Source organism: Motilibacter rhizosphaerae, from assembly GCF_004216915.1.
Classification (GTDB): domain Bacteria; phylum Actinomycetota; class Actinomycetes; order Motilibacterales; family Motilibacteraceae; genus Motilibacter; species Motilibacter rhizosphaerae.
In genome coordinates this window covers 179,520-201,836 of record NZ_SGXD01000002.1, presented here as the reverse complement: position 1 = coordinate 201,836, position 22,317 = coordinate 179,520, and the positions used below count along the sequence as shown (strand labels likewise).

Sequence of the window (22,317 nt, the reverse complement as noted above, 5' to 3'; positions counted from 1 at the left end):
CGGCCCCGGTCTGCTCGTCCGCGCGCCGGGCGGCTAGACGACCGCGCCGTCGTCCCAGTCGTCCGGCCCGTCGCCGAGCCGGCTGACGAGCACGAGGAAGCTCCCGACGAAGACCGCGACCCCCGCGGCGCCGAGCCAGCCCGTCACGTCGACGTGGACCCACAGCGCCAGCAGGAACAGCAGCGGGGTGCCGACCACACCGACCCAGGCACTGGTCAGCAGCCAGCCGAGGCGGGGGAGCGGCGGAGGCGGCTCGGGCTCGAAGTGCTCCTCGACGTCGAGGGGGTCCAGCGCGGGGGGCAGCTCGGCCGCCTGGACGGGAGCGGGCGGCTGGACCGGCGGCGGGAGCCTCCGCCCCGAGACGTCGGCCGCCGGCGCACGGAAGGCCGCGACGATCTCTGCCCAGGCCTGGTCATCGACCGCACCGTCGGCCGCGGCGGGCTCGTCGGCGATGCCCCCGGCGTGGGTACGCGTCTCCACCGCCTGCGGCAGGCGCTCGGCGAGCAGCTGGTGCGCCTGGTCCGCCTCGTCGGGCGCGACGAGGATGCGCCGCCGCCCGCTCGCGTCACCCTCGAGGCGCAGCGCGCGCACGTCGAGCCCGGCCTCGTGCAGCAGGATGACCGCGGCGTCGACGTGCTCGGCTGCGAGGACGGCCACCTCGACGCGGTCCTCGCGCTCGTCCGGGCCGCTCACGACCGGGCCTCCTGGCCGCTCACGGCAGGGCCTCCTCGAGCGCGAGCCCCCGGGCGAACTCCGCCGACCGGGCGAAGATGCGGGGGGCGTCGTGGTCCAGCGTCGCCACGTGGAAGCTGCGCTCCAGCACGTGGACCTCCACCTGCGTCGAGGAGACCCCAGCCAGCACCACGTCGGTGTTGACCGGCTCGACCACGTGGTCGACCGCCGAGCGGAAGACCAGCAGCGGCGCGGTCACGAGCGGGAGGTCCTGCCGGGTCAGCGCCCACAGCCGGCGCAGAGCGGCTACCGAGCGGACCGGCACCCGGTCGTATGCCGTCTCCGTCACGCCGGGCGCCGCGACGTCGCTCGCGATGCTGGCGACGCTCGGCACGACGTGCTGCAGCACGGGCACCAGCGGCAGCAGCCGGTTGGTGCTCAGCACGCTGGGGTTGACGAGGACGAGCCCGTCCACCGCGTGGGTCTCGGCGAGGCGCAGCGCGAGCGTGCCGCCCATGGACAGCCCCGCCACGACGACCCGGTCGCACTGCCCGCGCAGGTCCAGCAGCGCGCGCTCCAGCACGGCGTACCAGTCCTCCCAGGAGGTCAGCGCCATCTCGCGCCAGCTCGTCCCGTGCCCCGGGAGCCGGGGGAGGCGGACCGCGAGGCCCTCCCCGGCGAGGTGCTCGGCCCAGGGGCGGAGCGACTGCGGGGAGCCGGTGAAGCCGTGGCAGAGCAGCACCCCGACACGGCCCGCAGCCGAGGGGTGCCCGTCGCTGGAGAATGCCGCTGCGTCCGCCCGGACCCGCACCGCCCCATGCTCCCACGCCACGGCGGGCTTGTCTGTCGGTCGTGCCTGCGAGGGGCCGGATTGCTCTAGCCTGGCCCGATGTTCTACTGGCTGCTCAAGCGCGTGCTGGTGGGCCCGCTGCTCTGGCTGTTCTTCCGGCCGGAGGTCGAGGGGCTCGAGCACGTGCCCGCCGAGGGTGCGGCGATCCTCGCGAGCAACCACCTCTCGTTCTCCGACTCCTTCTTCCTGCCGCTCGTCGTGCCGCGGCGCACGACCTTCATGGCGAAGGCGGAGTACTTCGACACCCCGGGCCTCAAGGGCCGGCTGACCGCGTGGTTCTTCCGCGGCGTCGGCGCCACCCCCGTCGACCGCTCGGGCGGCCGTGCGAGCGAGGCGGCGCTGCGTACGGGTCTGCGCGTCCTCGAGGCCGGCGAGCTGTTCGGCATCTACCCCGAGGGCACCCGCTCGCCGGACGGCCGGCTCTACCGCGGCCGCACCGGCGTCGCCCGCCTCGCGCTCGAGGCCCGTGTGCCGGTCATCCCAGTCGCCATGATCGACACGGAGAAGGTCCAACCGCCCGGCCAGGTGCTGCCGAAGCCCGGCAGGGTCGGCATCCGGATCGGTGAGCCGCTCGACTTCTCCCGCTACTACGGGCTCGAGTCCGACCGCTTCGTGCTGCGCTCGGTCACCGACGAGATCATGTACGCGCTGATGCGCCTGTCGGACCAGGAGTACGTCGACATCTACGCCTCCTCGGTCAAGGGCAGGGCGGCGGCCGCCGCCGCGGCGGCCCAGCGCGCGGCGTAGCAGCGACCCGCCTCCACGGCGGTGCGGGCGGCAAGGCAGACTTGACCGGCCGTACGCATCGAGGAGGAGACGCCGTGAGCGTGGACAGTTTCGGGGCCAAGGGGACGCTGCAGGTCGGGGACGAGGCCTACGAGATCTTCCGGCTCTCCGCCGTCGAGGGCCAGGAGCGCCTGCCCTACAGCCTGAAGATCCTCCTCGAGAACCTCCTCCGCACCGAGGACGGGGCCAACACCACCGCCGAGCACGTGCGCGCCCTCGCCGCGTGGGACCCGGCCGCCGAGCCGGACACCGAGATCCAGTTCACGCCGGCGCGCGTGGTCATGCAGGACTTCACCGGCGTGCCCTGCGTCGTCGACCTCGCCACCATGCGCGAGGCCGTGCGCGACCTCGGCGGCGACCCGGACAAGATCAACCCGCTCGCCCCGGCCGAGCTCGTCATCGACCACTCGGTCATCGCCGACCTGTTCGGCGCGCCGGACTCCTTCGCGCGCAACGTCGACCTGGAGTACGAGCGCAACCGCGAGCGCTACCAGTTCCTGCGCTGGGGCCAGACGGCGTTCGACGAGTTCAAGGTCGTCCCGCCGGGTACCGGCATCGTGCACCAGGTCAACATCGAGCACCTCGCCCGCGTCGTCATGACCCGCGGCGTCGACGGGACCCTGCGGGCCTACCCCGACACCTGCGTCGGCACCGACTCGCACACGACGATGGTCAACGGCATCGGCGTGCTCGGCTGGGGCGTCGGCGGCATCGAGGCCGAGGCCGCGATGCTCGGCCAGCCGGTGAGCATGCTCATCCCGCGCGTCGTCGGCTTCAAGCTGACCGGCGAGCTGCCCGAGGGCGCGACCGCCACCGACCTCGTCCTCACGATCACCGAGATGCTGCGCAAGCACGGCGTGGTCGGCAAGTTCGTCGAGTTCTACGGCCCGGCCGTCTCGGCGGTGCCGCTCGCGAACCGCGCCACCATCGGCAACATGAGCCCGGAGTACGGCTCCACCTGCGCGATCTTCCCGATCGACGACGAGACCGTGCGCTACCTCCAGCTGACGGGCCGCTCGGCAGAGCAGGTCGCGCTCGTCGAGGCCTACGCCAAGGAGCAGGGCCTCTGGCACGACCCGTCGGCCGAGCCGGTCTACTCCGAGCACGCCGAGCTCGACCTCTCCACCGTGGTGCCGTCGCTCGCCGGGCCGAAGCGCCCGCAGGACCGCGTCTCGCTCTCCGAGGCGAAGGCCGGCTTCCGCACCGCGCTCGCCAACTACGCCTCGGCCGCCCCCGAGACGCGCGTCGACGAGGGCGTCGAGGAGACCTTCCCCGCCTCCGACCCGATCGCGGTCGGCACCGCGGCCGAGGACGACGTCCCCGCCGTCGCCTCCGCGATCGTCGGCGACGTCTCCGGCCGCCCGAGCAACCCCGTGCGCACGACGCTGTCCGACGGCACCGAGGTGGAGCTCGACCACGGCGCGGTCACCATCGCGGCGATCACGAGCTGCACCAACACCTCCAACCCGAGCGTGATGATCGGCGCGGCGCTGCTCGCGAAGAAGGCCGTCGAGGCCGGGCTGTCGCGCAAGCCGTGGGTGAAGACCACGCTGGCGCCGGGCTCGAAGGTCGTCTCGGACTACTACGAGCGGGCCGGGCTCACGCCGTACCTCGACAAGCTGGGCTTCAACCTCGTCGGCTACGGCTGCACGACCTGCATCGGCAACTCGGGCCCGCTGCCCGAGGAGGTCTCGGCCGCGGTCAACGAGAACGACCTCGCCGTCGTCTCGGTGCTCTCCGGCAACCGCAACTTCGAGGGGCGCATCAACCCCGACGTGAAGATGAACTACCTCGCGTCCCCGCCGCTCGTCGTCGCGTACGCGCTGGCGGGCACGATGGACATCGACATCACCACCGAGCCGCTCGGCACGCGGGAGGACGGGTCGCCCGTCTACCTGCGCGACATCTGGCCGAGCTCGCAGGAGATCGAGGAGGTCGTCGACTCGGCGATCGCGTCGGAGATGTTCTCCCGCGACTACGCCGACGTCTTCGCCGGTGACGAGCGCTGGCAGTCGCTGCCGACGCCCGAGGGCAGCACCTTCGCCTGGGACCAGGGCTCGACCTACGTGCGCAAGCCCCCGTACTTCGAGGGCATGGCCGAGCAGCCGGCCCCGGTCACCGACATCTCCGGCGCGCGCGTGCTGCTGAAGCTCGGCGACTCGGTGACGACCGACCACATCAGCCCGGCGGGCTCCATCAAGGCGGACTCGCCGGCCGGCGCGTACCTCACCGAGCACGGCGTCGAGCGGCGGGACTTCAACTCGTACGGCTCCCGCCGTGGCAACCACGACGTCATGATCCGCGGCACGTTCGCGAACATCCGGCTACGCAACCAGATCGCGCCCGGCACCGAGGGCGGCTTCACCCGCGACTTCACCCAGGCCGACGCCCCGGTGACGACGGTCTACGACGCCGCCCAGGCGTACGCCGCAGCGGGCACGCCGCTCGTCATCCTGGCCGGCAAGGAGTACGGCTCGGGCTCCTCGCGCGACTGGGCCGCCAAGGGCACCGCGCTGCTTGGCGTGCGCGCCGTCATCGCCGAGTCGTACGAGCGCATCCACCGCTCGAACCTCATCGGGATGGGCGTGCTGCCCCTGCAGTTCCCCGAGGGCCAGAGCGCGGAGTCGCTGGGCCTCACCGGCGAGGAGACGTTCTCCATCACCGGGGTCACCGCGCTCAACGACGGCACGACGCCGCGGACGGTCACGGTGAAGGCGGGGGAGAAGGAGTTCGAGGCGCGCGTGCGGATCGACACCCCCGGCGAGGCGGACTACTACCGCCACGGCGGCATCCTGCAGTTCGTGCTGCGCTCGCTGATCGGCTAGTCCACCGCACTGACGCCACTGGCCCGGTCCCCTCGGGGGGCCGGGCCAGTGGCACGTCCGGGCCGCCGCCCCGCGACCGAACGGGGGCACCCAGTGGGCGTCCGAGCGGCACTGGGTGCCCCTGTTCGGTCGGCGGCGGGCCGCGCCGTTCTGAACGGGGGCACCCAGTGCGCGTCCGAGCGCTACTGGGTGCCCCTGTTCGCAGACGCGGGACGGCGGTGCGCCCCGGGTCGGACCGGGACGCACCGCCGTCGGGCAGCGCGGGAGGGCTAGTGGTGCTTGCGCTTCTGCGCGCCGTCCTGCGCCAGCTGGAGGTCCTGCTGCAGCGTGTAGTACGCCGTCTTGGGCTGGACGTCGGTGTTGTAGATGCCGGCGTAGCCCTCGCCCGTGAACCAGCCGGGGACCCACGAGTCGGCCTCGCCGAAGCCCCAGACGGTGAACGAGATGCAGCTGCGGACCGCGAGGCAGGCCTTGAGCATCTGGTCGTAGTAGAACGGCTGGGCCGACATGGCGAGCTGGTCAGTCGGCGTCTGCTTGTCGTCCGTCTGCTCGACGAACGTGCGGACGTCGGCCTCGGTGATCGCCACGCGCAGGCCCAGGTCGGCGAAGGCCTGGAGGTCCTGCTGCATCTTCGTCGGGAAGCCGTACTGCGTGTCGAGGTGGCCCTGCTCGCCGACGCCGTCGATCGGGACGCCCTGCTCCTTGAGCGACTTCACGAAGTCGTACGCCGCCTGGAACTTCGCGTTGGTGCCGTCGGCGCCGGTGATGTTGTAGTCGTTGTAGAACAGCAGCGCCTTCGGGTCGGCGGCGTGCGCCCAGCGGAAGGCGTCGGCGACGATCCCCGTGCCGAGGTTCTTCACCCAGAAGTCGTCACCGTTCATGCCGTTGGCCAGCGGCTGCGGGCTCCACGAGTCGGCGAAGAACTCGTTGGCCACGTCCCACTGCCAGATCTTGCCCTTGAAGTGCGCCACCTCGTCGGTGATGTGCTTCTGGAGCAGGTCGCGCAGCTGGGCCTTGGTGATGCTGCCGTCGGCGACGCCCGAGGTGAGCCAGCCGGGGAGCTGGTTGTGCCACAGCAGCACGTGGCCGCGGACCTGCTGGCCGTGGGCCTCGGCGAAGGACACGAGCCGGTCGGCCTTCGACCAGTCGTAGGTCCCGCGGGTCGGCTCGACCGTCTCCCACTTCATCTCGTTGCCCGGCGTCACCGACGAGAACTGCTCGCCCGCGACCTTGGCGTAGGCCGGGTTGTCGAGGTCGAAGGGGATGATCGCCGACCCGATCTTCAGGTTGTAGTCGTCGGCCAGGGCGCGCAGCGAGTCGGACGGGACCGACGAGCCGGACGCGATCCCCGTGGAGGTGACCGCCAGCACCGCGGAGACGCCGATGGCGCCCGCAGTCACAAGACGTCGCAGCTTCACGAAGCACTCCCTCGTGTTCGTGGCGGGGGGCCGTTCCCCACGTACGCGGCCCCACCGCCGAAATGTGTCGGCTCCTTGCCGACAGTTTCGGACTCTAGGTCGGGGAGCGGGTGCCGTCAAGGCGCAACCGCCGGCGTGCTGCTCGGCGACGCAGAACGCCTGCGGCGCAACGACTCCGCGAGTCCGTCCGGCTCCGGGCGCGCGGCGACGACCGGCGCCGCAGGGCGTCGGGGGCGTGGTGCCGCGGGTGGCTCAGGCCGTCGGTGCGGGTGCCGTGGACGAGCGGACGGTCAGCCGGGTGGCGAGCTCGATGTGGTACGTCGCGAGCGGGTCGCCCGCCGCGATCCCGAGCAGGGTGTCCACCGCCCGCGCCCCCATCTCGCGCAGGGGCTGGTGCACCGTCGTCAGCGGGGGAGCGGACATCGCCGCGGCGTACGTGTCGTCGAAGCCGACGACGCTGAGGTCCTCGGGCACCCGCAGCCCGCACTGGCGGGCGGCCTCGAGGACGCCGAGCGCCAGCCCGTCGGAGGCGGCGAAGACGGCGGTCGGCCGCTGCGCGCCGCGCAGCCACGGCAGGGCCGTCTCGACGCCGGCCTCGAAGGTGAACGGCCGGAACACCACGAGGTCCTCGACGACGGGCACTCCGGCGCGCTCCATCGCCGCGCGGAAGCCGTGGGCGCGGGCCAGGGAGCACATGAGGCTGCTGGCGCCCCCGAGGTGCGCGATGCGCCGGTGGCCGAGGCCGAGCAGGTGGTCGGTGGCGTCGACGGCGCCGAGGAAGTTGGTCGACCCGATGCTCGCCATCTCCGCGCGCGGCGGGTTGATCGCGTCGATGACCACGAGCGAGAGGCCGGCCCGCGTGAACTGGGCGATCTGCTCGTGCGTGAGCACGGAGGTGACGACGATGACCCCCTCGCGCCCGGCCCCCCGGACGCGTCGCGCCCAGTCGCCCCGGACGTCGTCACCGACGCGGCGCGGCACGACCGTGATGCCCTTGGCGACGCCCGCGGTCACGGCCCCGTCGATGATCTCGGAGGCGTAGGAGTTCAGCAGGTCGTCGAAGACGATCTCGACGATGCGCTCCTCCGGGTGCGCCCGCCGCGCACCCGGGACGTAGCGCAGCTCGCGGACGGCCTGCTCCACGCGGGCGCGGGTCTCGGGGGCGACGTCGGCGCGGCCGTTGAGGACCTTCGACACCGTTGGAGCGCTGACCCCGGCGGTCTCGGCCACCATCGCCAGCGTCGGCCGCCGGTCCGGAGCAGCCCCGGGCGCGTCCTCCGTGGTCACGGTGCCTCCGTCGCTCGCGGGCGGCCGGCTGCCCGCCGTCCTCCGAGCACGCTAGCACCGGCGTCTCGGACCTTGCGGAAGGAGGACCGAATGTTTCGGTGCCACCCGTTTGACGACGTACGGGCCCCCGCCTAGCGTCGCCGGTCGGCGCAGCACCGCTGCCTGGGCGGGGCGCCTCGCGGGAGGGCGGCGCGGTGGACCACGACGACGCGCGGACGAACGTCCCCCGGGTGGCCGGCTGGCCGGCGCAGGTGCGACCGCCGGGGGCGCCCGACTGGGAGCGCACGGCTGTCGCCTGGCTCTTCGACGCCTGCCCTCCGGACTACCGGCTCCACGAGGTCCTGCGCCGGCACCCGGTCGTCCTGGCGCGGTTCGCGGTCGTGCACGTCGACGCCGCGGTCGCCGCGGCGAAGCACGGGCTGGCCACGACGCGCCAGGAGCTGGCGCGCGTCGTGCCCCCCGAGGCGGTCGAGGCGGCCGTCCTCGCCTGGGAGCGGGAGGGGGCCCGGCTGCTCGCGCTCTCCCGCGAGGTGCGCCTCGTGGAGAGGGCGCTGCGCGGAGAGCGCTTCCCCGCGCGGCTCTGAATGGCTCGTCCATTCCGGAGAACCCGGTTGCACGGCATTTCCTCGGCGGACCGGCACCGGCACCCCGTGCGCGAGGCGGCGCCCGCTCCGGCGACTCGGCTGCCGCCGCCCGCGGGCCCGGTTATCTTCGTGCGGTGAACACGGCCCCGCCGATGCCCGGCTCGCAGGCTTCACTGCGTGAAGCCAACCGGGCCCGGACCCTCGCGGTCCTGCGGCGGCTCGGCCCGCTGACCCAGGTCGAGGTGGCCCGCGCCACCGGCCTCTCGCCGGCCACCGTGTCGAACATCGTCAAGGAGCTCAGCGCGAGCGGGGTGCTCCAGGTCGAGCGCACCACGTCGAGCGGCGGGCGGCGGGCGTCGCGCGTCTCGCTCAGCCGCTCGCTCGGCGTCGCGGTCGGCGTCGACTTCGGGCACCGGCACCTCAGCGTCGCCGTGGGCGACCTCGCGCACGAGGTGCTGGGGGAGCGGCGGGTCCCGCTGCCGGCGGAGCACCGCTGGGAGGAGGGCCTCGACCTCGCTGCGGGCCTGGTGGAGGAGCTGGTCCGGGAGGCCGGCGGCCCGGACGGTGCCGTGCTCGCCGTCGGGCTCGGGCTGCCCGGCCCCGTCGACGCCGACGTGCGCGGCGTCGGCTCGCCCACCCTGCTGCCCGGCTGGGTCGGCGTCGACGTGGTGGCCGAGATGTCGCGGCGCACCGGCGCTCCAGTCCACGTGGACAACGACGCCAACCTCGGCGCGCTCGCGGAGTGGCACTGGGGAGCCGCCCGCGGCCAGGACGACGTCGTCTACCTCAAGCTCGCCCACGGCGTGGGGGCCGGGCTCGTCATCGGCGGGCGGCTCTTCCGCGGCCGTCGCGGCACGGCGGGGGAGTTCGGGCACACGACGATCGACGAGGCGGGGCGCATCTGCCGCTGCGGTGGGCGCGGCTGCCTCGAGACGTACGTGCGGGCGGGCGTCCTCGTCGACATGCTGCGCGCGAGCCACGGGCCCGTGACGCTCGCGGAGGTGGTGCAGGGCGCGCGCGACGGCGACCCGGGCTGCCGGCGCGTCGTCTCGGACGCCGGGCGCCACGTCGGCGTGGCCCTGGCGAGCCTGTGCAACCTGCTCGACCCCGAGCGCGTCGTCGTCGGTGGCGAGCTCGCCACCGCCGGGGACGTCCTGCTGGACCCGCTGCGGGAGGTCGTCCACCGCGTGGCGATCCACACCGGCGGCGGTGGGGTCGAGGTCGTGGCCGCGGAGCTCGGCGAGCGGGCCGAGGTGCTCGGCGCCCTCGCCCTCGCGCTCGAGCAGAGCGCCGGCGTCCCCGTCGGCTGAGCCGGCCCCAGCCCCTTGCGTTCACCCGCTGATGACAGCGGGGGCGCTGCCCCGCCCTCCCGCAGCGGCCTCCGGACACGTCCGGGTGGTCCCGAGATCGCCGTGCAACCGGTTGCATCGGGCTTTTCCGCTCATGCCTGCTCGCCTGTAGGTCACGCCTTGGTCACGCTTTCCCGTCGTTGCTCTTCGCCGGGCATTCCGCGTACTAGTCTCCGGACGTCCGGGTCGGACGTACGGACACCCGCCCGTCCCAGGCGGGGGTGCGCGAGCCGGGGCGACAGCCCCGGTGAGCGGGAGCCCTCCGGGCTCCCGCTCGGTCACGCGTCCGGACCCGGGACCAATTTCGGCAGGCCCGCCGCAGGCGGGCAGACAAGGGGAAGTCGTTCAATGAGGAAGACGGTTCTGCGCGCCGCTGTGTTCAGCGTGGCGGGCGCCATGGCCCTCTCCGCTTGCGGCAGCAGCAGCAAGTCGGACAGCGGCAGCGGCTCGACCACGGGCTCCAGCACGGCCGCCAGCGCTCCTGCTCCCGCTGACTCCACCGCCAGCTCGGCCGGCTCGTCGACCGCGGCGTCGACCGGCTCCGGCAGCGGCGGTGGCGGCGGCGCCAAGGTCGGCGTCATCCTGCCCGACACGCAGTCCTCGGCCCGGTGGGAGTCGTTCGACCGCCCGCTGCTCCAGAAGGCGCTCAGCGACGCCGGCCTCCAGGCCGACATCCAGAACGCGCAGGGTGACACCTCCAAGCAGGAGACCATCGCCCAGGGCATGATCCAGTCCGGCGCGAAGGTGCTCGTCCTCGCGGCGATCAACTTCACCGTCGGTGCGCAGATCGAGTCCGAGGCCAAGCAGGCCGGCGTCGCGGTCATCGACTACGACCGCCTCAACCTGGGCGGCAGCGCCGACTACTACGTCTCGTTCGACAACGTGAAGGTCGGCGAGCAGCAGGGCCAGGCCCTGGTCGACTGCCTCGGCAGCAAGGCCAACGCCCGCATCATCGAGCTCAACGGCGACCCGGGCGACTACAACGCCACGCTGTTCAAGCAGGGCTACGACAGCGTGCTCAAGGCGAAGTACTCCTCCGGCTGGACCAAGGTCGGCGACCAGTCCGTGCCGAAGTGGGACAACGCCGTGGGCGGCACCACCTTCGAGAACCTCCTCACCAAGGCCGGCAACAAGGTCGACGGCGTCGTCGCCGCCAACGACGGCCTCGGCAACGCGGTCGTCACCGTCCTCAAGAAGGCCGGCCTCACCGGCGTCCCGGTCACCGGCCAGGACGCGACGACCCAGGGCCTGCAGAACGTCCTCGCCGGCGACCAGTGCGTGACGGTCTACAAGCCGGTCCAGCAGGAGGCCGCCGCGGCCGCGAAGCTCGCGATCGCGCTCGCCAAGGGCCAGGACCCGGGCGTCACCACCACGCTGAACGACCCGCAGGGCAAGCGCGACGTCAAGTTCGTCGCCCTGACCAGCTTCCCGGTCACGCTGAAGAGCAACCTGACCAAGCCGTTCGACGACGGCTCGGTCAAGGCTGCCGACGTCTGCACCGGCAAGTACGCGGCGCTCTGCACCAAGTACGGCATCAAGTAGTACTCCCCGACTGACGCCGCCGCCCCGGCCCTTCCCAGGACCGGGGCGGCGGCGGCAGCATGCAACGACCGCCGCACTCTGGAGGCCCTGTGGCAGACCAACCGATCCTCGAGCTCCGCGGGATCAACAAGAGCTTCGGACCCGTCCACGTCCTGCACGACATCGACTTCGCCGTCTACCCGGGCGAGGTGACCTCCCTCGTCGGCGACAACGGCGCGGGCAAGTCGACGCTCGTCAAGTGCATCGCCGGCATCTACACGATCGACACCGGTGAGATCCGCTTCGAGGGCGAGCCCGTGACCATCCACGGTCCGCGCGACACCGCCGCCCTCGGCGTCGAGATCGTCTACCAGGACCTCGCGCTGTGCGACAACCTCGACATCGTCCAGAACATGTTCCTGGGCCGCGAGATCCGCAAGGGCGCGATCCTCGACGAGGCCGCGATGGAGCGCAAGGCGCGCGACACCCTGGCGAGCCTGTCGGTCCGTACGGTGAAGAGCGTCCGCCAGGTCGTCTCCAGCCTGTCGGGCGGCCAGCGCCAGACCGTCGCCATCGCCAAGAGCGTGCTCTGGAACAGCAAGGTCGTGCTCCTCGACGAGCCGACCGCCGCGCTCGGCGTGGCCCAGACGCGCCAGGTCCTCGACCTCGTGCGGCGCCTCGCCGACGCCGGCCTCGGCGTCGTGCTGATCTCGCACAACATGAACGACGTGCTCGAGGTCTCCGACCGCGTCGCGGCGCTCTACCTCGGTCGCCTCGCCGCTGAGGTCAAGGCGAAGGACGTGACGACCGGGCAGGTCGTCGAGCTCATCACGTCCGGCCGCTCGGGGTCCATCGGCATGTCCGCGGCGGCCGCCTCGGCCACCGCGATCTGAGGAGAAGCAGAGCTATGGCATCGAACGTCCCCGGTCCCTCGACCGGTGTCGAGCCCCCGGCCGACAACAACGCGGCCAACGACGCCGCCGTCCGCGCCGGCGCCGGCGCGCCGGCGGGCACCGCGGTCAACGAGGGCGTCGCGCAGAGCGACTTCGCCCGCGACACGGGCACCGGCTCGCTCACCGAGTTCTTCCAGGACTACGTCCGCCGCGTCCGCGGCGGCGAGGTGGGCGCCCTGCCCGCGCTCGCGGGCCTGATCGTCCTCGTCGTCATCTTCAGCCAGGCGAGCGACGTCTTCCTCAGCAAGGGCAACCTGGCGAACCTCCCGGCGCAGGCCGCGGGCTTCGGCTTCATCGGCATGGGCCTGGTCTTCGTCCTGCTCCTGGGCGAGATCGACCTGTCCGCCGGCACCGCCAGCGGCGTCTGCGCCGGCACGATGGCCATCGTCCTCAACAACGACGGCAACATGCGCCACTCGGTCGGCACCCCGACCTGGCTGGTCGTGCTCCTCCTCATGGTCGTGGCCGCCGGCGTCGCCGCCTGGTCCCGGCTCTGGCCCGCGGTCGTCATCATCGCGCTGGGCGTGGTCGTCCTCGTGGCGCAGCTCGGCAGCAGCGCGATCCTCGCGGTCTACCTCGCGGTCTCCGTGGGCGTGGCCATCGGCGTGCTCACCGGTCTGCTGGTCTCCCAGGTCGGCATCCCGTCGTTCGTCGTGACCCTCGCGCTGTTCCTCGGCTGGCAGGGCGTGCTCCTCCAGTTCATCCAGAACGGCGCGGCGATCCCGACCCGCAACTTCGGCTTCATCAACGGCATCGCCAACAAGAACGTCCCGCCGGTGCTCGGCTGGGTGCTCTTCCTGCTCGCGATCGGCTCCTACGCCGCCCTGACGATCACGCGCTCGGTCCGGCGTCGTGCGGCCGGGCTGTCGGCGGAGCCGCTGTCCGTGGTGCTCGCCCGTGCGGGTGCCCTGCTCGTCATCGGCATCGCTGCCGTGCTCTTCCTCAACGCCGAGCGCTCGCCCAACCCGAAGGTCATCTCCATCAAGGGCATGCCCTGGGTGGTCCCGGCGATCCTCGTCATCATGGTCTTCTGGACCTTCGTGCTGTCCCGCACGTCGTTCGGCCGGCACATCTACGCGGTCGGCGGCAACGCCGAGGCCGCGCGCCGCGCCGGCATCGACGTGCGCCGCATGCGCACCGCCGCGTTCGCGATCTCCTCCGGCATGGCGGCCATCGGCGGTGTCGTCATCGCCTCGAAGACCGGTGGCGTCCCGGCCGACGCGGGTGGCGGCAACACGCTGCTCTACTCCGTGGGTGCCGCGGTCATCGGCGGTACGTCGCTGTTCGGCGGTCGCGGTCGCGTGCGCGACGCGGTCATCGGCGCGCTCGTCATCGGCATGATCCCCAACGGCCTCGGCCTGCTCAACCTCAACTCGTCGTACAACTTCATGATCACCGGCGTCGTGCTCCTCATGGCGGCGACGGTGGACGCGGTGTCCCGCAAGAAGGCGTCCGCGACGGGCTGAGCCCGGACTGCAGCACGACCCGCGGGGCGGGAGCCGGACGGCTCCCGCCCCGTCGGCGTCCCCGCCCGTGTCCCCGCCGGTCTCCTCGCTGAGGGGCCCCGCCGGCGGTCGTACGACCCCTGCGCAGGGCGCGGCGCACCTGGGTGGCGCTCGCCCCGTCGGCGTGCCCGCGGCCCCTCCGCTGCGTACGATGCGGGGAGACCGCAGCCCCGTCCGGGGCGCGGCGGGACGAGGGGGCGTGCGCCGCGTGGGGTTGCTCGAGAGCATCTCGGAGCCCGCCGACCTCCGGCGCCTCGACCCCTCCCAGCTCGAGTCCCTGTGCGCGGAGATCCGCCGGTTCCTCGTCTCGTCGGTCGCCCGGACCGGCGGCCACCTCGGCCCCAACCTCGGTGTCGTCGAGCTGACCGTGGCGCTGCACCGGGTCTTCGAGTCCCCGGAGGACGTGCTCCTCTTCGACACCGGGCACCAGTCGTACGTCCACAAGCTGCTCACCGGCCGCCGCGCCGGGTTCGAGCGGCTGCGCCAGAAGGGCGGCCTGTCGGGCTACCCCAGCCGCGCCGAGAGCCCGCACGACGTCATCGAGAACAGCCACGCCTCCACCTCGCTGTCCTACGCCGACGGCCTCGCGAAGGCGTTCCAGCTGCAGGGCCGCACCGACCGCCACGTGGTCGCGGTCATCGGCGACGGCGCGCTCACCGGCGGCATGGCGTGGGAGGCGATGAACAACATCGCCACCGGTGACCGTCCGGTCGTCATCGTCGTCAACGACAACGAGCGCTCCTACGCCCCGACCATCGGCGGGATGGCCCGCCACCTCGCCACGCTGCGCACGACCAGCGGCTACGAGCGCTTCCTCGACTGGGGCAAGGGCGTGCTGCACCGCACCCCGGTCGTCGGTCCGCCTATCTTCGAGACCCTGCACGGGATGAAGAAGGGGATCAAGGACATCGTGGCCCCGCAGGGGCTCTTCGAGGACCTCGGGCTGAAGTACGTCGGTCCGGTCGACGGCCACGACCTCCCCGCGCTCGAGCACGCGCTGCGCCAGGCGAAGTCGTACGGCGGCCCCGTCATCGTGCACGCGATCACCCGCAAGGGCCACGGCTACGAGCCGGCGGAGCGCGACGAGGCCGACCTCTTCCACGCCGTGGGCGTCATCGACCCCGAGACGGGCGAGCCGCTCGCCGCCAGCGGCACGAGCTGGACCAGCGTGTTCGCCGACGAGATGGTCGCGATCGGCGCGGCGCGCGACGACGTCGTGGGCATCACCGCGGCCATGTGCATCCCCGTCGGGCTCGACCGCTTCGGCAAGGCGTTCCCCGACCGGGTCTTCGACGTCGGGATCGCCGAGCAGCACGCGGTGACGAGCGCCGCCGGCATGGCGACGGCCGGGCTGCACCCCGTCGTCGCGGTCTACGCGACGTTCCTCAACCGCGCGTTCGACCAGGTGCTGCTCGACGTCGCGCTGCACCGCTGCGGCGTCACCTTCGTCCTCGACCGCGCGGGCATCACCGGCGACGACGGCGCCAGCCACAACGGCATGTGGGACCTCGCGTTCCTCCAGGTCGTCCCGACGCTGCGGATCGCGGCCCCCCGCGACGCGGAGACGCTGCGCGCGGAGCTCCGCGAGGCGGTCGCGGTCTCCGACGCCCCGACGGTGGTGCGCTTCCCCAAGGGCCGCGTGCCCGCCGTGATCCCCGCCGTCGGCCGCGCGGGCGGCGGCGACGTGCTCCGCCGGGAGGGCGAGGAGGACGTCCTCGTCGTCAGCGTCGGCGCCATGGCCGAGCTCGCCCTCGAGCTCGCCGACCGGCTCACCGCGCAGGGCATCGGCGTGACCGTGGTCGACCCCCGCTGGGTGAAGCCGGTCGACCCGGCGCTCGTCCCGCTCGCGGCCCGGCACGACCTCGTCGTCACCGTCGAGGACGGCATCCGGACCGGCGGGGTCGGTGGCGCGGTCGCCCAGGCGCTGCGCGACGCGGGCGTCCGTACGCCGCTGCGGGACTTCGGCGTGCCCGCGGCGTTCCTGGACCACGCGCGCCCCGCGGAGGTCAAGGCCGAGATCGGACTGACCGCCCAGGAGATCAGCCGGCAGGTCGTCGAGGCCGTCGCCCGGCTCGCCGCGCCCACGGAGCCCTCGGCGCTGTCCTGACGTCCGCGGGCTCGTCACGCAGGTCGATGACGAGCTCGGGCGGCGTGGCCCGCGCCAGCGCCACCTCGTCGGGGGTGACGAGCAGGAGGCGGTCGAACCCCCGCCACTCCGGGTCGGTCAGCTCGCGGACGGCCGGCGCGAACTCCACGTCCTCGGGGCGGGGGTCGACCCAGGCGCGGCGCAGGTCGGGCAGGGCGAGAGCGCGCAGCCCGGTGGGGCAGCCGGCGGCGAGCGCAGAGCGGAACGTCGCCGAGCAGAGCAGGGTCAGCGGGTCGGCCTCGCCGAGGGCCTCGACGACCCGCGGGACCCGGCGCAGCCGGCCGGACGCGAGCGAGCCGAGGTGCTCGAGCCGCTCCCGGGCGCGGTCGCGCGCGCTCGGGCTCAGCCCGGCGACCGTGCGCACGCGCGGCGGGACCGCGAGGACGCAGGGGTCGAGCAGGGAGCCCGCGCGCACCCCGAGCACGAGGGTCACGGCGCCGCCGAGCACGGGGGTGCCGACGACGGTCGGGCCCGAGGGCCGTCCGAGCAGCCGCAGGCGCCCGGGCTCGGCCAGCAGCTCCCAGACCTGCAGCTCGAGCCGGAGCCGGCGCCGCGCCTCGGCGCTGCCCGGAGCGGCGCCGTCGAGGGCGGCGCGCAGGTGGGGCCAGGGGACCTCGACGCCCGAGGGGAGCCGGACCCCGCGCGTCCCGGGGGCGAGGTCGAGGTCGTCCACCACGGCCAGGGCGAGGACCGCCCGCCGGACGTCGGTGCCGTCGCCCTCCCCGCTGTCCACCCCCCGACGCTAGGTCGCTCGTCGCGCTGCGTGCAGGGCCGTACGGGTGAACGCGCGCGCCGCCCGGCCGTCCCCCCGCGCGATACGTGGCGCAGGGTGACGGCCGGGCGGCGGGCGGTCAGCTCGCGGGGGAGACGAACGCGCTCGTCGGGACGGTCACCAGCTGCCCGGCGCTCTTGACGCCGAGCAGGCCGGCGACGCTCCACGCCGTGCTCCAGAGCTGGCCGTCGTGCCAGGCGAGCCCGGCGGGCATGGGCACCGCGGCGTACGTCTTGGTGCCGTCGGCCGCGACGCGGACGATCCGGCCGACCGTCGAGGGGTCGAAGCCCTTCGGGGGCGGCCCGTCGCCCTGCGGCGCGCCGTGCAGCAGCTCGCTCGCGTAGATCGTGCCGTCGGGGCCGACCGCGACGCCGGTGAGACCCTCGCCGAACCCGGTCCAGGTCTGCAGCAGCGCCCCCGTCATGGCGTCGAGCTTGAAGACCGCGCCCTCGACCTCGCCGCCGAGCGCCGAGACGTAGAGCGCACCGTCCGGTCCGTACGTCAGCCCCGTGGGCACCGGGTCGCAGCCCACGTGCTTCGGGTCGTTGTTCTTGGCGCCCTTGCAGGCCCCCGCGGTGATGAGCGGCAGCGTCGCGAACAGCGAGACCGCGTGCCGGCTGTTGAGCCGCAGGATGTCGTTGGCCCCCGCGTCGGCGAGCAGGGCGTAGCCGTGGGCGTCGGGGATGAGGTAGTACGGGTTGGACAGCGCGTCCAGCGGGACGCCGCCCTTGCCGAACTGCGTCTGGCCGTCGGGGTTGTGCGCGAGCTCGAACCGCTGCGGGTCGGCGACCACGGTGCGCCCCCCGGTGGTCGCCTTCACCACGGTCGCGCTCAGCCCGCGCGGGGGCTGCTTGGCCGAGCTGTCGTCGGGCTGGTTGGCGCCGACGGCGGCCAGCAGGTCGCCGTTGACCATCGCGACGCCCTGCGTCCCGCCGAGGCGCGACTGCAGCGTCGTCCACGTCCCACCCGACCACGCGCGCACCTGGCCGTCGTCGGAGGTCGCGACGTACGCCGTGGTGCCCGAGAAGGAGAGCTCGCGCGGCCCCTCGAGGCCGCCGGCGACGACGGTGTAGCTGGTGGAGGTCGCAGCCTGTGCCGGGACGGCGAGGGCTGCGGCGGGGAGGCAGAGCAGGCTCGCCGCGGCGAGCAGTCTGCGGGGAAGCGGCACGGGAGGGCTCCCTCGGCTCGGGGTGCCGTCGGACGACGGTCCGCGCAGTCTCGTCCTCGCCGGACCGTTCGCGCAGGCACCTGCCCCATGGGGCAAGCGTCCGCAGGTCAGCGCCGCTAGCCCGCTTCGCGGACGCCCGGCGGGACCGCGGCCAGCGCGGCCCGGATGGCGGCGACGAGCGCCTCCGCCGAGTCCGCCGTGAGCTCGACCGCGACCCGGGCGGCGGGACCGCGCGAGGGGTCGGCGAAGTCGATGTTCAGCGTGTGGCCCGCCATCGCGTGGACGGGGTGGTCGTAGTAGACCGTCGCCTGCTGGAGCGCGAACCAGCCGGCAGCCCCCTTGCCACTGCCGCTGATGGCGACCTGCTCGGTGGTGTAGGTGCACACGGGGATCAGCCCTCCGTCGTGGTGGCCGCCGCCGCGCTGAGGTGCGCGGCGAAGAAGGTGCGGACCCGCTCCCAGCCGTCGGTCGCCGCGGCGACCCGGTAGCCCGGCCGGTCGACCGCGAAGAAGGCGTGCCCGGCGCCGTCGTAGCTGTGGAACTCGTGCGGCTTGCCGAGCGAGGTGAGCAGCTCGTCGAGCTCGGCGACGTGGGCCGGCGACGGGTGCGGGTCCTCGGCACCGAACAGGCCCAGCAGCGGTGCCCGCAGCGCGGGGAGCCGGTCGACCAGCGGCCCCACCCGCAGCACGTGGCCCTCGGGTGGTGGCTCCACGACGAACGCCCCGTAGCAGTCGACGGCCGCGTCCAGGTCGACCGCGGTGGCCGCGAGCACGGCGTGCCGACCGCCGGAGCAGTAGCCGATGACGCCGACCCGGCCGTTGGAGCTCGGCAGCCCGCGCAGCCACAGCGCGGCGCCGGCGACGTCTCCCACGAGCTGCTCGTCCCTGATCCCGCCCTGGGCGCGCACGGCGGCCGCCGCGTCGTCGGGGTCGGCTCCCGGCGCCTGGCGCGCGTAGAGGTTCGGGCAGACCGCGTCGTAGCCCAGCTCCGCGAAGCGCCGGGTGATCTCCTTCGTCGCGCGGTCCCAGCCCGGCAGGTGGTGGACCACCACGACGCCGCCCCGGCTCCCGGCGGCGGTGGGCCGCGCGGCGTACGCCTCGATCCGGTCGCCGCCCGCGCCGGGGAAGGACACCCGGCGGGCGGTCAGCTCCTCGCTCATGGCGGCACGCTACGACGCGGTCGGGGCCCCCGCCCGTGGAGGGGAGGTGAGCGCCGCGACGAGCAGGGGCGCGGCGAGCTCGACCTGCCACGGACGCGCGGAGGACGCGAGCAGCTGCGCGCGCACCGCCTCCTCGTCGACGGGATCGGGCGGGGACCAGCACAGCCGGCGCACGGCCTCGGGCTGCACGAGGTTCTCGACCGGCAGCTCGAGCCGCTCGGCGAGCGCGCCGAGCGCAGCCCGTGCGGTGGCCAAGCGGGCGGCGGCGAGCGGCTCGCGCTCGCTCCAGAAGCGCGCGGGCGGCGGTCCCTCAGGGGCGCTCGCCGGTGCCGGCAGCTCGGAGTCCGGCACCTGCTGGCCGCGGTGCACGGCGTCGAGCCACCGGCGGGCCCGGCGGCGCTGGGAGGGCCGGGCCTTGAAGGCGGGCACGGCGAGCAGGTCGTCGAGCGTGTGCGGCGAGGCCAGGGCCAGCTCGACGAGCGCGGCGTCGGGGAGCAGCCGGCCCGGGGCGCTGTCGCGCTCACGGGCGAGCTCGTCGCGGCTCGTCCACAGTTCGCGGAGCACGGCGAGCTGGCGGGGCCGGCGCAGCCGGTGCAGCCCCGAGGTGCGCCGCCACGGCTCGGCCGGCGGCGGCGCGGGGGCGAAGCGGGTCAGCGCGTCGAACTCCTCCTGCGCCCACTCCCACTTGCCGGCCGCCCGCAGCCGCTCCTCGAGCGCGTCGCGCAGCTCGAGCAGGACCTCGACGTCGAGCGCGGCGTAGCGCAGCCAGGGCTCGGGCAGCGGGCGGGTGGACCAGTCCGCGGCGGAGTAGCCCTTCTCCAGCCGCCAGCCGAGCAGCTCCTCGACCATCGCGGCGAGCCCCACCCGCGGCAGGCCGAGCAGGCGGCCGGCGAGCTCGGTGTCGAACAGCCGGACGGGGCGCATCCCCTCGCCCGCCAAGCAAGGGAGGTCCTGGCTCGCGGCGTGGAGCACCCACTCCGCGTCGTGGAGCACGTCGTCGAGCGGGTGGAGCCCGCCGAGGGGGACCGGGTCGACGAGGACGGTGCCGGATCCGGCCCGGCGCAGCTGGACGAGGTACGCGCGCGCCGAGTAGCGGTAGCCCGAGGCCCGCTCGGCGTCGATCGCCACGGGGCCCGTGCCCGCCCCGAGGCGGGCGGCGGCCGCGAGCAGCGCCTCGCGGGTCTCGACGGGCTGGGGGACGCCCTCGCGCGGCTCGAGGACGGGCACGTCGGGGAGGACGTCGGGAGCCTCCGGCGCCGCCTCCTCCTCCTGCATGGCACGCACCCTATGCGGCGTGCGCGCACGGAGCCGCCGCGCCGCGCCACGACGTCCCCGCCGCGGGCGCCCGCACGACGACGAGGGCCCCGTCCCCGGTGGGGGAGGAGGCCCTCGTCGTGCGGGGGCGAGGGGGTGTCCAGTCCCCCCGCCCGGACCCGGGACCGCCGCCCTACACGGCGGGTCCGGGAGCTCGTGCGCTACTCGATGACTCCCGCGCGCAGCGCGACCATCACCATCTCGGCGCGGTCGCCCGTGCCGAGCTTGCGGGCGATGCGGGCCAGGTGGCTCTTGACGGTCAGCGCCGAGAGCCCGAGGGCCTCGCCGACCTCCTTGTTGCTCTGCCCGTCGGCGACGAGGGCGAGCACCTCGATCTCGCGGGCGGACAGGGTCGCTGCCAGGCCGCGGGGGGAGTAGCGGCCGGCCGGGCCGCTGGGCACCGGGCTGCTCGCCGCGGGCTGGTCCGGCCCGACGACCAGGTAGCCCCGGGCGCCGGCCGCGAGGGCGGCGCGCACGGCGTACGGGTCGTCGGTGCTCGAGAGCAGCAGCGCGTGGGGCCAGCCCAGCGCCCGCAGCTCGGCGACCAGCGTGGCGCCCGAGCCGTCGGGCAGGGCGCCCGCCACGACCGCGACCTCGCGGCTGGTGCCGGAGCGGGCGCGGATGCGGGCCTCGGCCGCGCTCGCGGCCTCCAGCACGTCGCGCGCCCCGGCGAGCCGCAGCGTGCGGGCGAGGGTCTCACGGGCGAAGGCGTTGGGGACGGCCACCAGGGCCGTGAATCGGGCGCTCCGCTGGGCGGGAAGACCGCCGTGCGCGCGGTCGACGAGGGTCGTCACCGTGTTCCTCCGTGAACTGTCGTCCTGCTCGCCCGGCGTCCTGCCTGGCGTGCCGTCCTGATCGTCGGAGGCGCGGAGTGCCTGAGCGGAACCCCTGCGGGGCCGCACAGGTTCCGTCGGACGGGCGAACGGGTGCACGGGAGGGTGACGACCAGGGGAGACGCGCGTGAGACGCCCGCGTGACGGCGAGCAGAGGCCCAGGCGGCGGCGTTGCACCGGCGGTGGTGCCGTCGCGAAGGAGGGGAGGTCCTAGCGCTGCGGGCCGAGCACGGCGACGCCCGGGGGGAGGGGCGGCAGGCCGGCGGCGTGGCAGAGCAGGTGACCGAAGGCCGCGGCGTGCGCCGCCAACCCCGCGGGGTCCTGCAGGACCGGGGTCCAGGACGCGCGGACCTCGACCTGGGCGCTGGCCCGCTCGGCCATGCCCCCGAAGCCCTCGCTCGCGATGCGGGTGACGGTGCCGCTCGCCTCGACGTGCTCGGCGCCCTGCTCCTCGAGCGCCTCGAGCAGCCAGCCCCACGCGACCGGGCAGAGCAGCGGGTCGGCGGCCATCTCGGCCTCGAGCTCGGCGCGGACGAAGCCCACCAGGCGGGTGTCGCCCTGCCAGGCCTCGTGCCCGGCCGGGTCGTGGAGGAGGACGAGCCGCGCGGTGGCGAGCTCCTCCTCGTCGACGAGCAGGTCGGCGACGACGGCGGCGGCGTGCGGGGCCAGGCGGGCGGGGGCCGGCGCCTCCTCGACCTCGAGCTCGGGACGCACGCGCAGCGCGCGCAGCCCCGACGCCATCGCGGTCCAGCGGTCCGCCGGGGGAGCGGTGCTCACGGGCTGGGGCGCGCGGGTCGCGGGGAGGACGGGCGGGTCGACGAGGCCGAGCGCGCGGCCCGACCGGCCGGGCAGCTCCGGCCCGCGGGAGGGCACGCGGTCAGGCGGAGCGGGGCAGCGCCCACGCGGCGCTCCCCTCCGCGGCAGCGGGCAGCGCGCCCGCCGGCAGGTCGACCGGCGCCAGCACGAGCACGGCGGCGCCGCAGCCCGTGCAGACGAGCTCCCGGCACTCCGCCCCGGCGCACCAGGCGTGGTCCGCACCGCACGGCGGTGCCTCGAACCCCTGCGTGCTGGCGCAGTCGCCGCACCAGAGCAGGACGAGCGTCGCGGGCATCAGCGGTCTCCTGTCCGTCTCGTGCAGGTGTTCGAACGCGTCCACCGTCGCACGCGCCACCGAC

Annotated in this window: 20 protein-coding genes; 8 read left to right on the top strand and 12 right to left on the bottom strand. The window is 74.4% G+C overall.

All coding sequences use genetic code 11. From position 1 onward, the window contains the following. Positions 1 to 33 precede the first annotated feature (33 nt). Positions 34 to 693, bottom strand: a complete 660-nt coding sequence (locus tag EV189_RS06425; RefSeq protein WP_130492131.1) for a hypothetical protein — start codon at positions 691 to 693, stop codon at positions 34 to 36. A gap of 19 nt (positions 694 to 712) precedes the next feature. Beyond that, positions 713 to 1,483: an alpha/beta hydrolase gene (locus EV189_RS06420; protein WP_130492130.1), complete on the bottom strand. Its 771-nt coding sequence runs from the start codon at positions 1,481 to 1,483 to the stop codon at positions 713 to 715. Between the two features lie 78 nt (positions 1,484 to 1,561). Here EV189_RS06420 and EV189_RS06415 point away from each other — a divergent pair, with 78 nt between their 5' ends. Further along, positions 1,562 to 2,269: a lysophospholipid acyltransferase family protein gene (locus tag EV189_RS06415; protein ID WP_130492129.1), complete on the top strand. Its 708-nt coding sequence runs from the start codon at positions 1,562 to 1,564 to the stop codon at positions 2,267 to 2,269. Between the two features lie 74 nt (positions 2,270 to 2,343). Then, complete coding sequence (locus EV189_RS06410; protein WP_130492128.1) at positions 2,344 to 5,133, top strand: aconitate hydratase; 2,790 nt, start codon at positions 2,344 to 2,346, stop codon at positions 5,131 to 5,133. 269 nt (positions 5,134 to 5,402) lie between these two features. On the opposite strand, the gene EV189_RS06405 is transcribed toward EV189_RS06410, so the two are convergent. Further along, positions 5,403 to 6,551, bottom strand: coding sequence for an endo-1,4-beta-xylanase (locus tag EV189_RS06405; RefSeq protein ID WP_130492127.1), 1,149 nt, complete (start codon positions 6,549 to 6,551; stop codon positions 5,403 to 5,405). A gap of 252 nt (positions 6,552 to 6,803) precedes the next feature. After that, complete coding sequence (locus EV189_RS06400; RefSeq protein WP_231116130.1) at positions 6,804 to 7,838, bottom strand: LacI family DNA-binding transcriptional regulator; 1,035 nt, start codon at positions 7,836 to 7,838, stop codon at positions 6,804 to 6,806. A 194-nt stretch (positions 7,839 to 8,032) separates the two neighbouring features. Here EV189_RS06400 and EV189_RS06395 point away from each other — a divergent pair, with 194 nt between their 5' ends. The 6 genes from EV189_RS06395 (at position 8,033) to dxs (ending at position 15,857) form a co-directional block, all read left to right on the top strand. Further along, positions 8,033 to 8,422, top strand: coding sequence for a hypothetical protein (locus EV189_RS06395; RefSeq protein WP_231116129.1), 390 nt, complete (start codon positions 8,033 to 8,035; stop codon positions 8,420 to 8,422). A gap of 152 nt (positions 8,423 to 8,574) precedes the next feature. After that, positions 8,575 to 9,732: an ROK family transcriptional regulator gene (locus EV189_RS06390; RefSeq protein WP_130492899.1), complete on the top strand. Its 1,158-nt coding sequence runs from the start codon at positions 8,575 to 8,577 to the stop codon at positions 9,730 to 9,732. Between the two features lie 387 nt (positions 9,733 to 10,119). After that, positions 10,120 to 11,313 carry a sugar ABC transporter substrate-binding protein gene (locus EV189_RS06385; RefSeq protein WP_130492126.1) on the top strand — a complete coding sequence of 398 codons (1,194 nt, stop codon included), beginning with the start codon at positions 10,120 to 10,122 and terminating at the stop codon, positions 11,311 to 11,313. Positions 11,314 to 11,402: 89 nt separating this feature from the next. Then, positions 11,403 to 12,185: an ATP-binding cassette domain-containing protein gene (locus EV189_RS06380; RefSeq protein ID WP_231116127.1), complete on the top strand. Its 783-nt coding sequence runs from the start codon at positions 11,403 to 11,405 to the stop codon at positions 12,183 to 12,185. A 14-nt stretch (positions 12,186 to 12,199) separates the two neighbouring features. Further along, positions 12,200 to 13,711 carry a sugar ABC transporter permease gene (locus EV189_RS06375; RefSeq protein ID WP_130492124.1) on the top strand — a complete coding sequence of 504 codons (1,512 nt, stop codon included), beginning with the start codon at positions 12,200 to 12,202 and terminating at the stop codon, positions 13,709 to 13,711. A gap of 247 nt (positions 13,712 to 13,958) precedes the next feature. Further along, positions 13,959 to 15,857, top strand: a complete 1,899-nt coding sequence (dxs, locus tag EV189_RS06370) for a 1-deoxy-D-xylulose-5-phosphate synthase (protein ID WP_231116126.1) — start codon at positions 13,959 to 13,961, stop codon at positions 15,855 to 15,857. Here the strand turns inward: dxs and EV189_RS06365 are convergent. The 8 genes from EV189_RS06365 to EV189_RS06335 all read right to left on the bottom strand — a co-directional run bounded on the left by EV189_RS06365 (position 15,790) and on the right by EV189_RS06335 (position 22,253). After that, positions 15,790 to 16,629, bottom strand: a complete 840-nt coding sequence (locus EV189_RS06365) for a hypothetical protein (RefSeq protein WP_130492122.1) — start codon at positions 16,627 to 16,629, stop codon at positions 15,790 to 15,792. The genes dxs and EV189_RS06365 overlap by 68 nt on opposite strands. A gap of 118 nt (positions 16,630 to 16,747) precedes the next feature. After that, entirely contained in the window at positions 16,748 to 17,836 is a 1,089-nt protein-coding gene (locus tag EV189_RS06360; protein ID WP_165400163.1) for a ScyD/ScyE family protein, read from the bottom strand. A 116-nt stretch (positions 17,837 to 17,952) separates the two neighbouring features. After that, positions 17,953 to 18,222, bottom strand: coding sequence for a DUF6295 family protein (locus EV189_RS20085; protein ID WP_165400162.1), 270 nt, complete (start codon positions 18,220 to 18,222; stop codon positions 17,953 to 17,955). A gap of 5 nt (positions 18,223 to 18,227) precedes the next feature. Then, positions 18,228 to 18,995, bottom strand: a complete 768-nt coding sequence (locus EV189_RS06355; RefSeq protein ID WP_130492120.1) for a dienelactone hydrolase family protein — start codon at positions 18,993 to 18,995, stop codon at positions 18,228 to 18,230. Between the two features lie 9 nt (positions 18,996 to 19,004). After that, the gene (locus EV189_RS06350) at positions 19,005 to 20,270 is read right to left on the bottom strand and encodes an HRDC domain-containing protein (protein ID WP_130492119.1); all 1,266 of its coding nucleotides are present in this window, start codon (positions 20,268 to 20,270) and stop codon (positions 19,005 to 19,007) included. A gap of 200 nt (positions 20,271 to 20,470) precedes the next feature. Further along, positions 20,471 to 21,103, bottom strand: coding sequence for a helix-turn-helix transcriptional regulator (locus EV189_RS06345; protein WP_130492118.1), 633 nt, complete (start codon positions 21,101 to 21,103; stop codon positions 20,471 to 20,473). 249 nt (positions 21,104 to 21,352) lie between these two features. Further along, a complete protein-coding gene (locus EV189_RS06340; protein WP_231116125.1) occupies positions 21,353 to 22,015 on the bottom strand; it encodes a DUF3000 family protein in 663 nt (220 codons plus the stop codon). 4 nt (positions 22,016 to 22,019) lie between these two features. Further along, positions 22,020 to 22,253 (bottom strand): hypothetical protein, encoded by a 234-nt coding sequence (locus EV189_RS06335; protein WP_130492117.1) that lies wholly within the window; start codon positions 22,251 to 22,253, stop codon positions 22,020 to 22,022. Between the last annotated feature and the right edge of the window lie 64 nt (positions 22,254 to 22,317).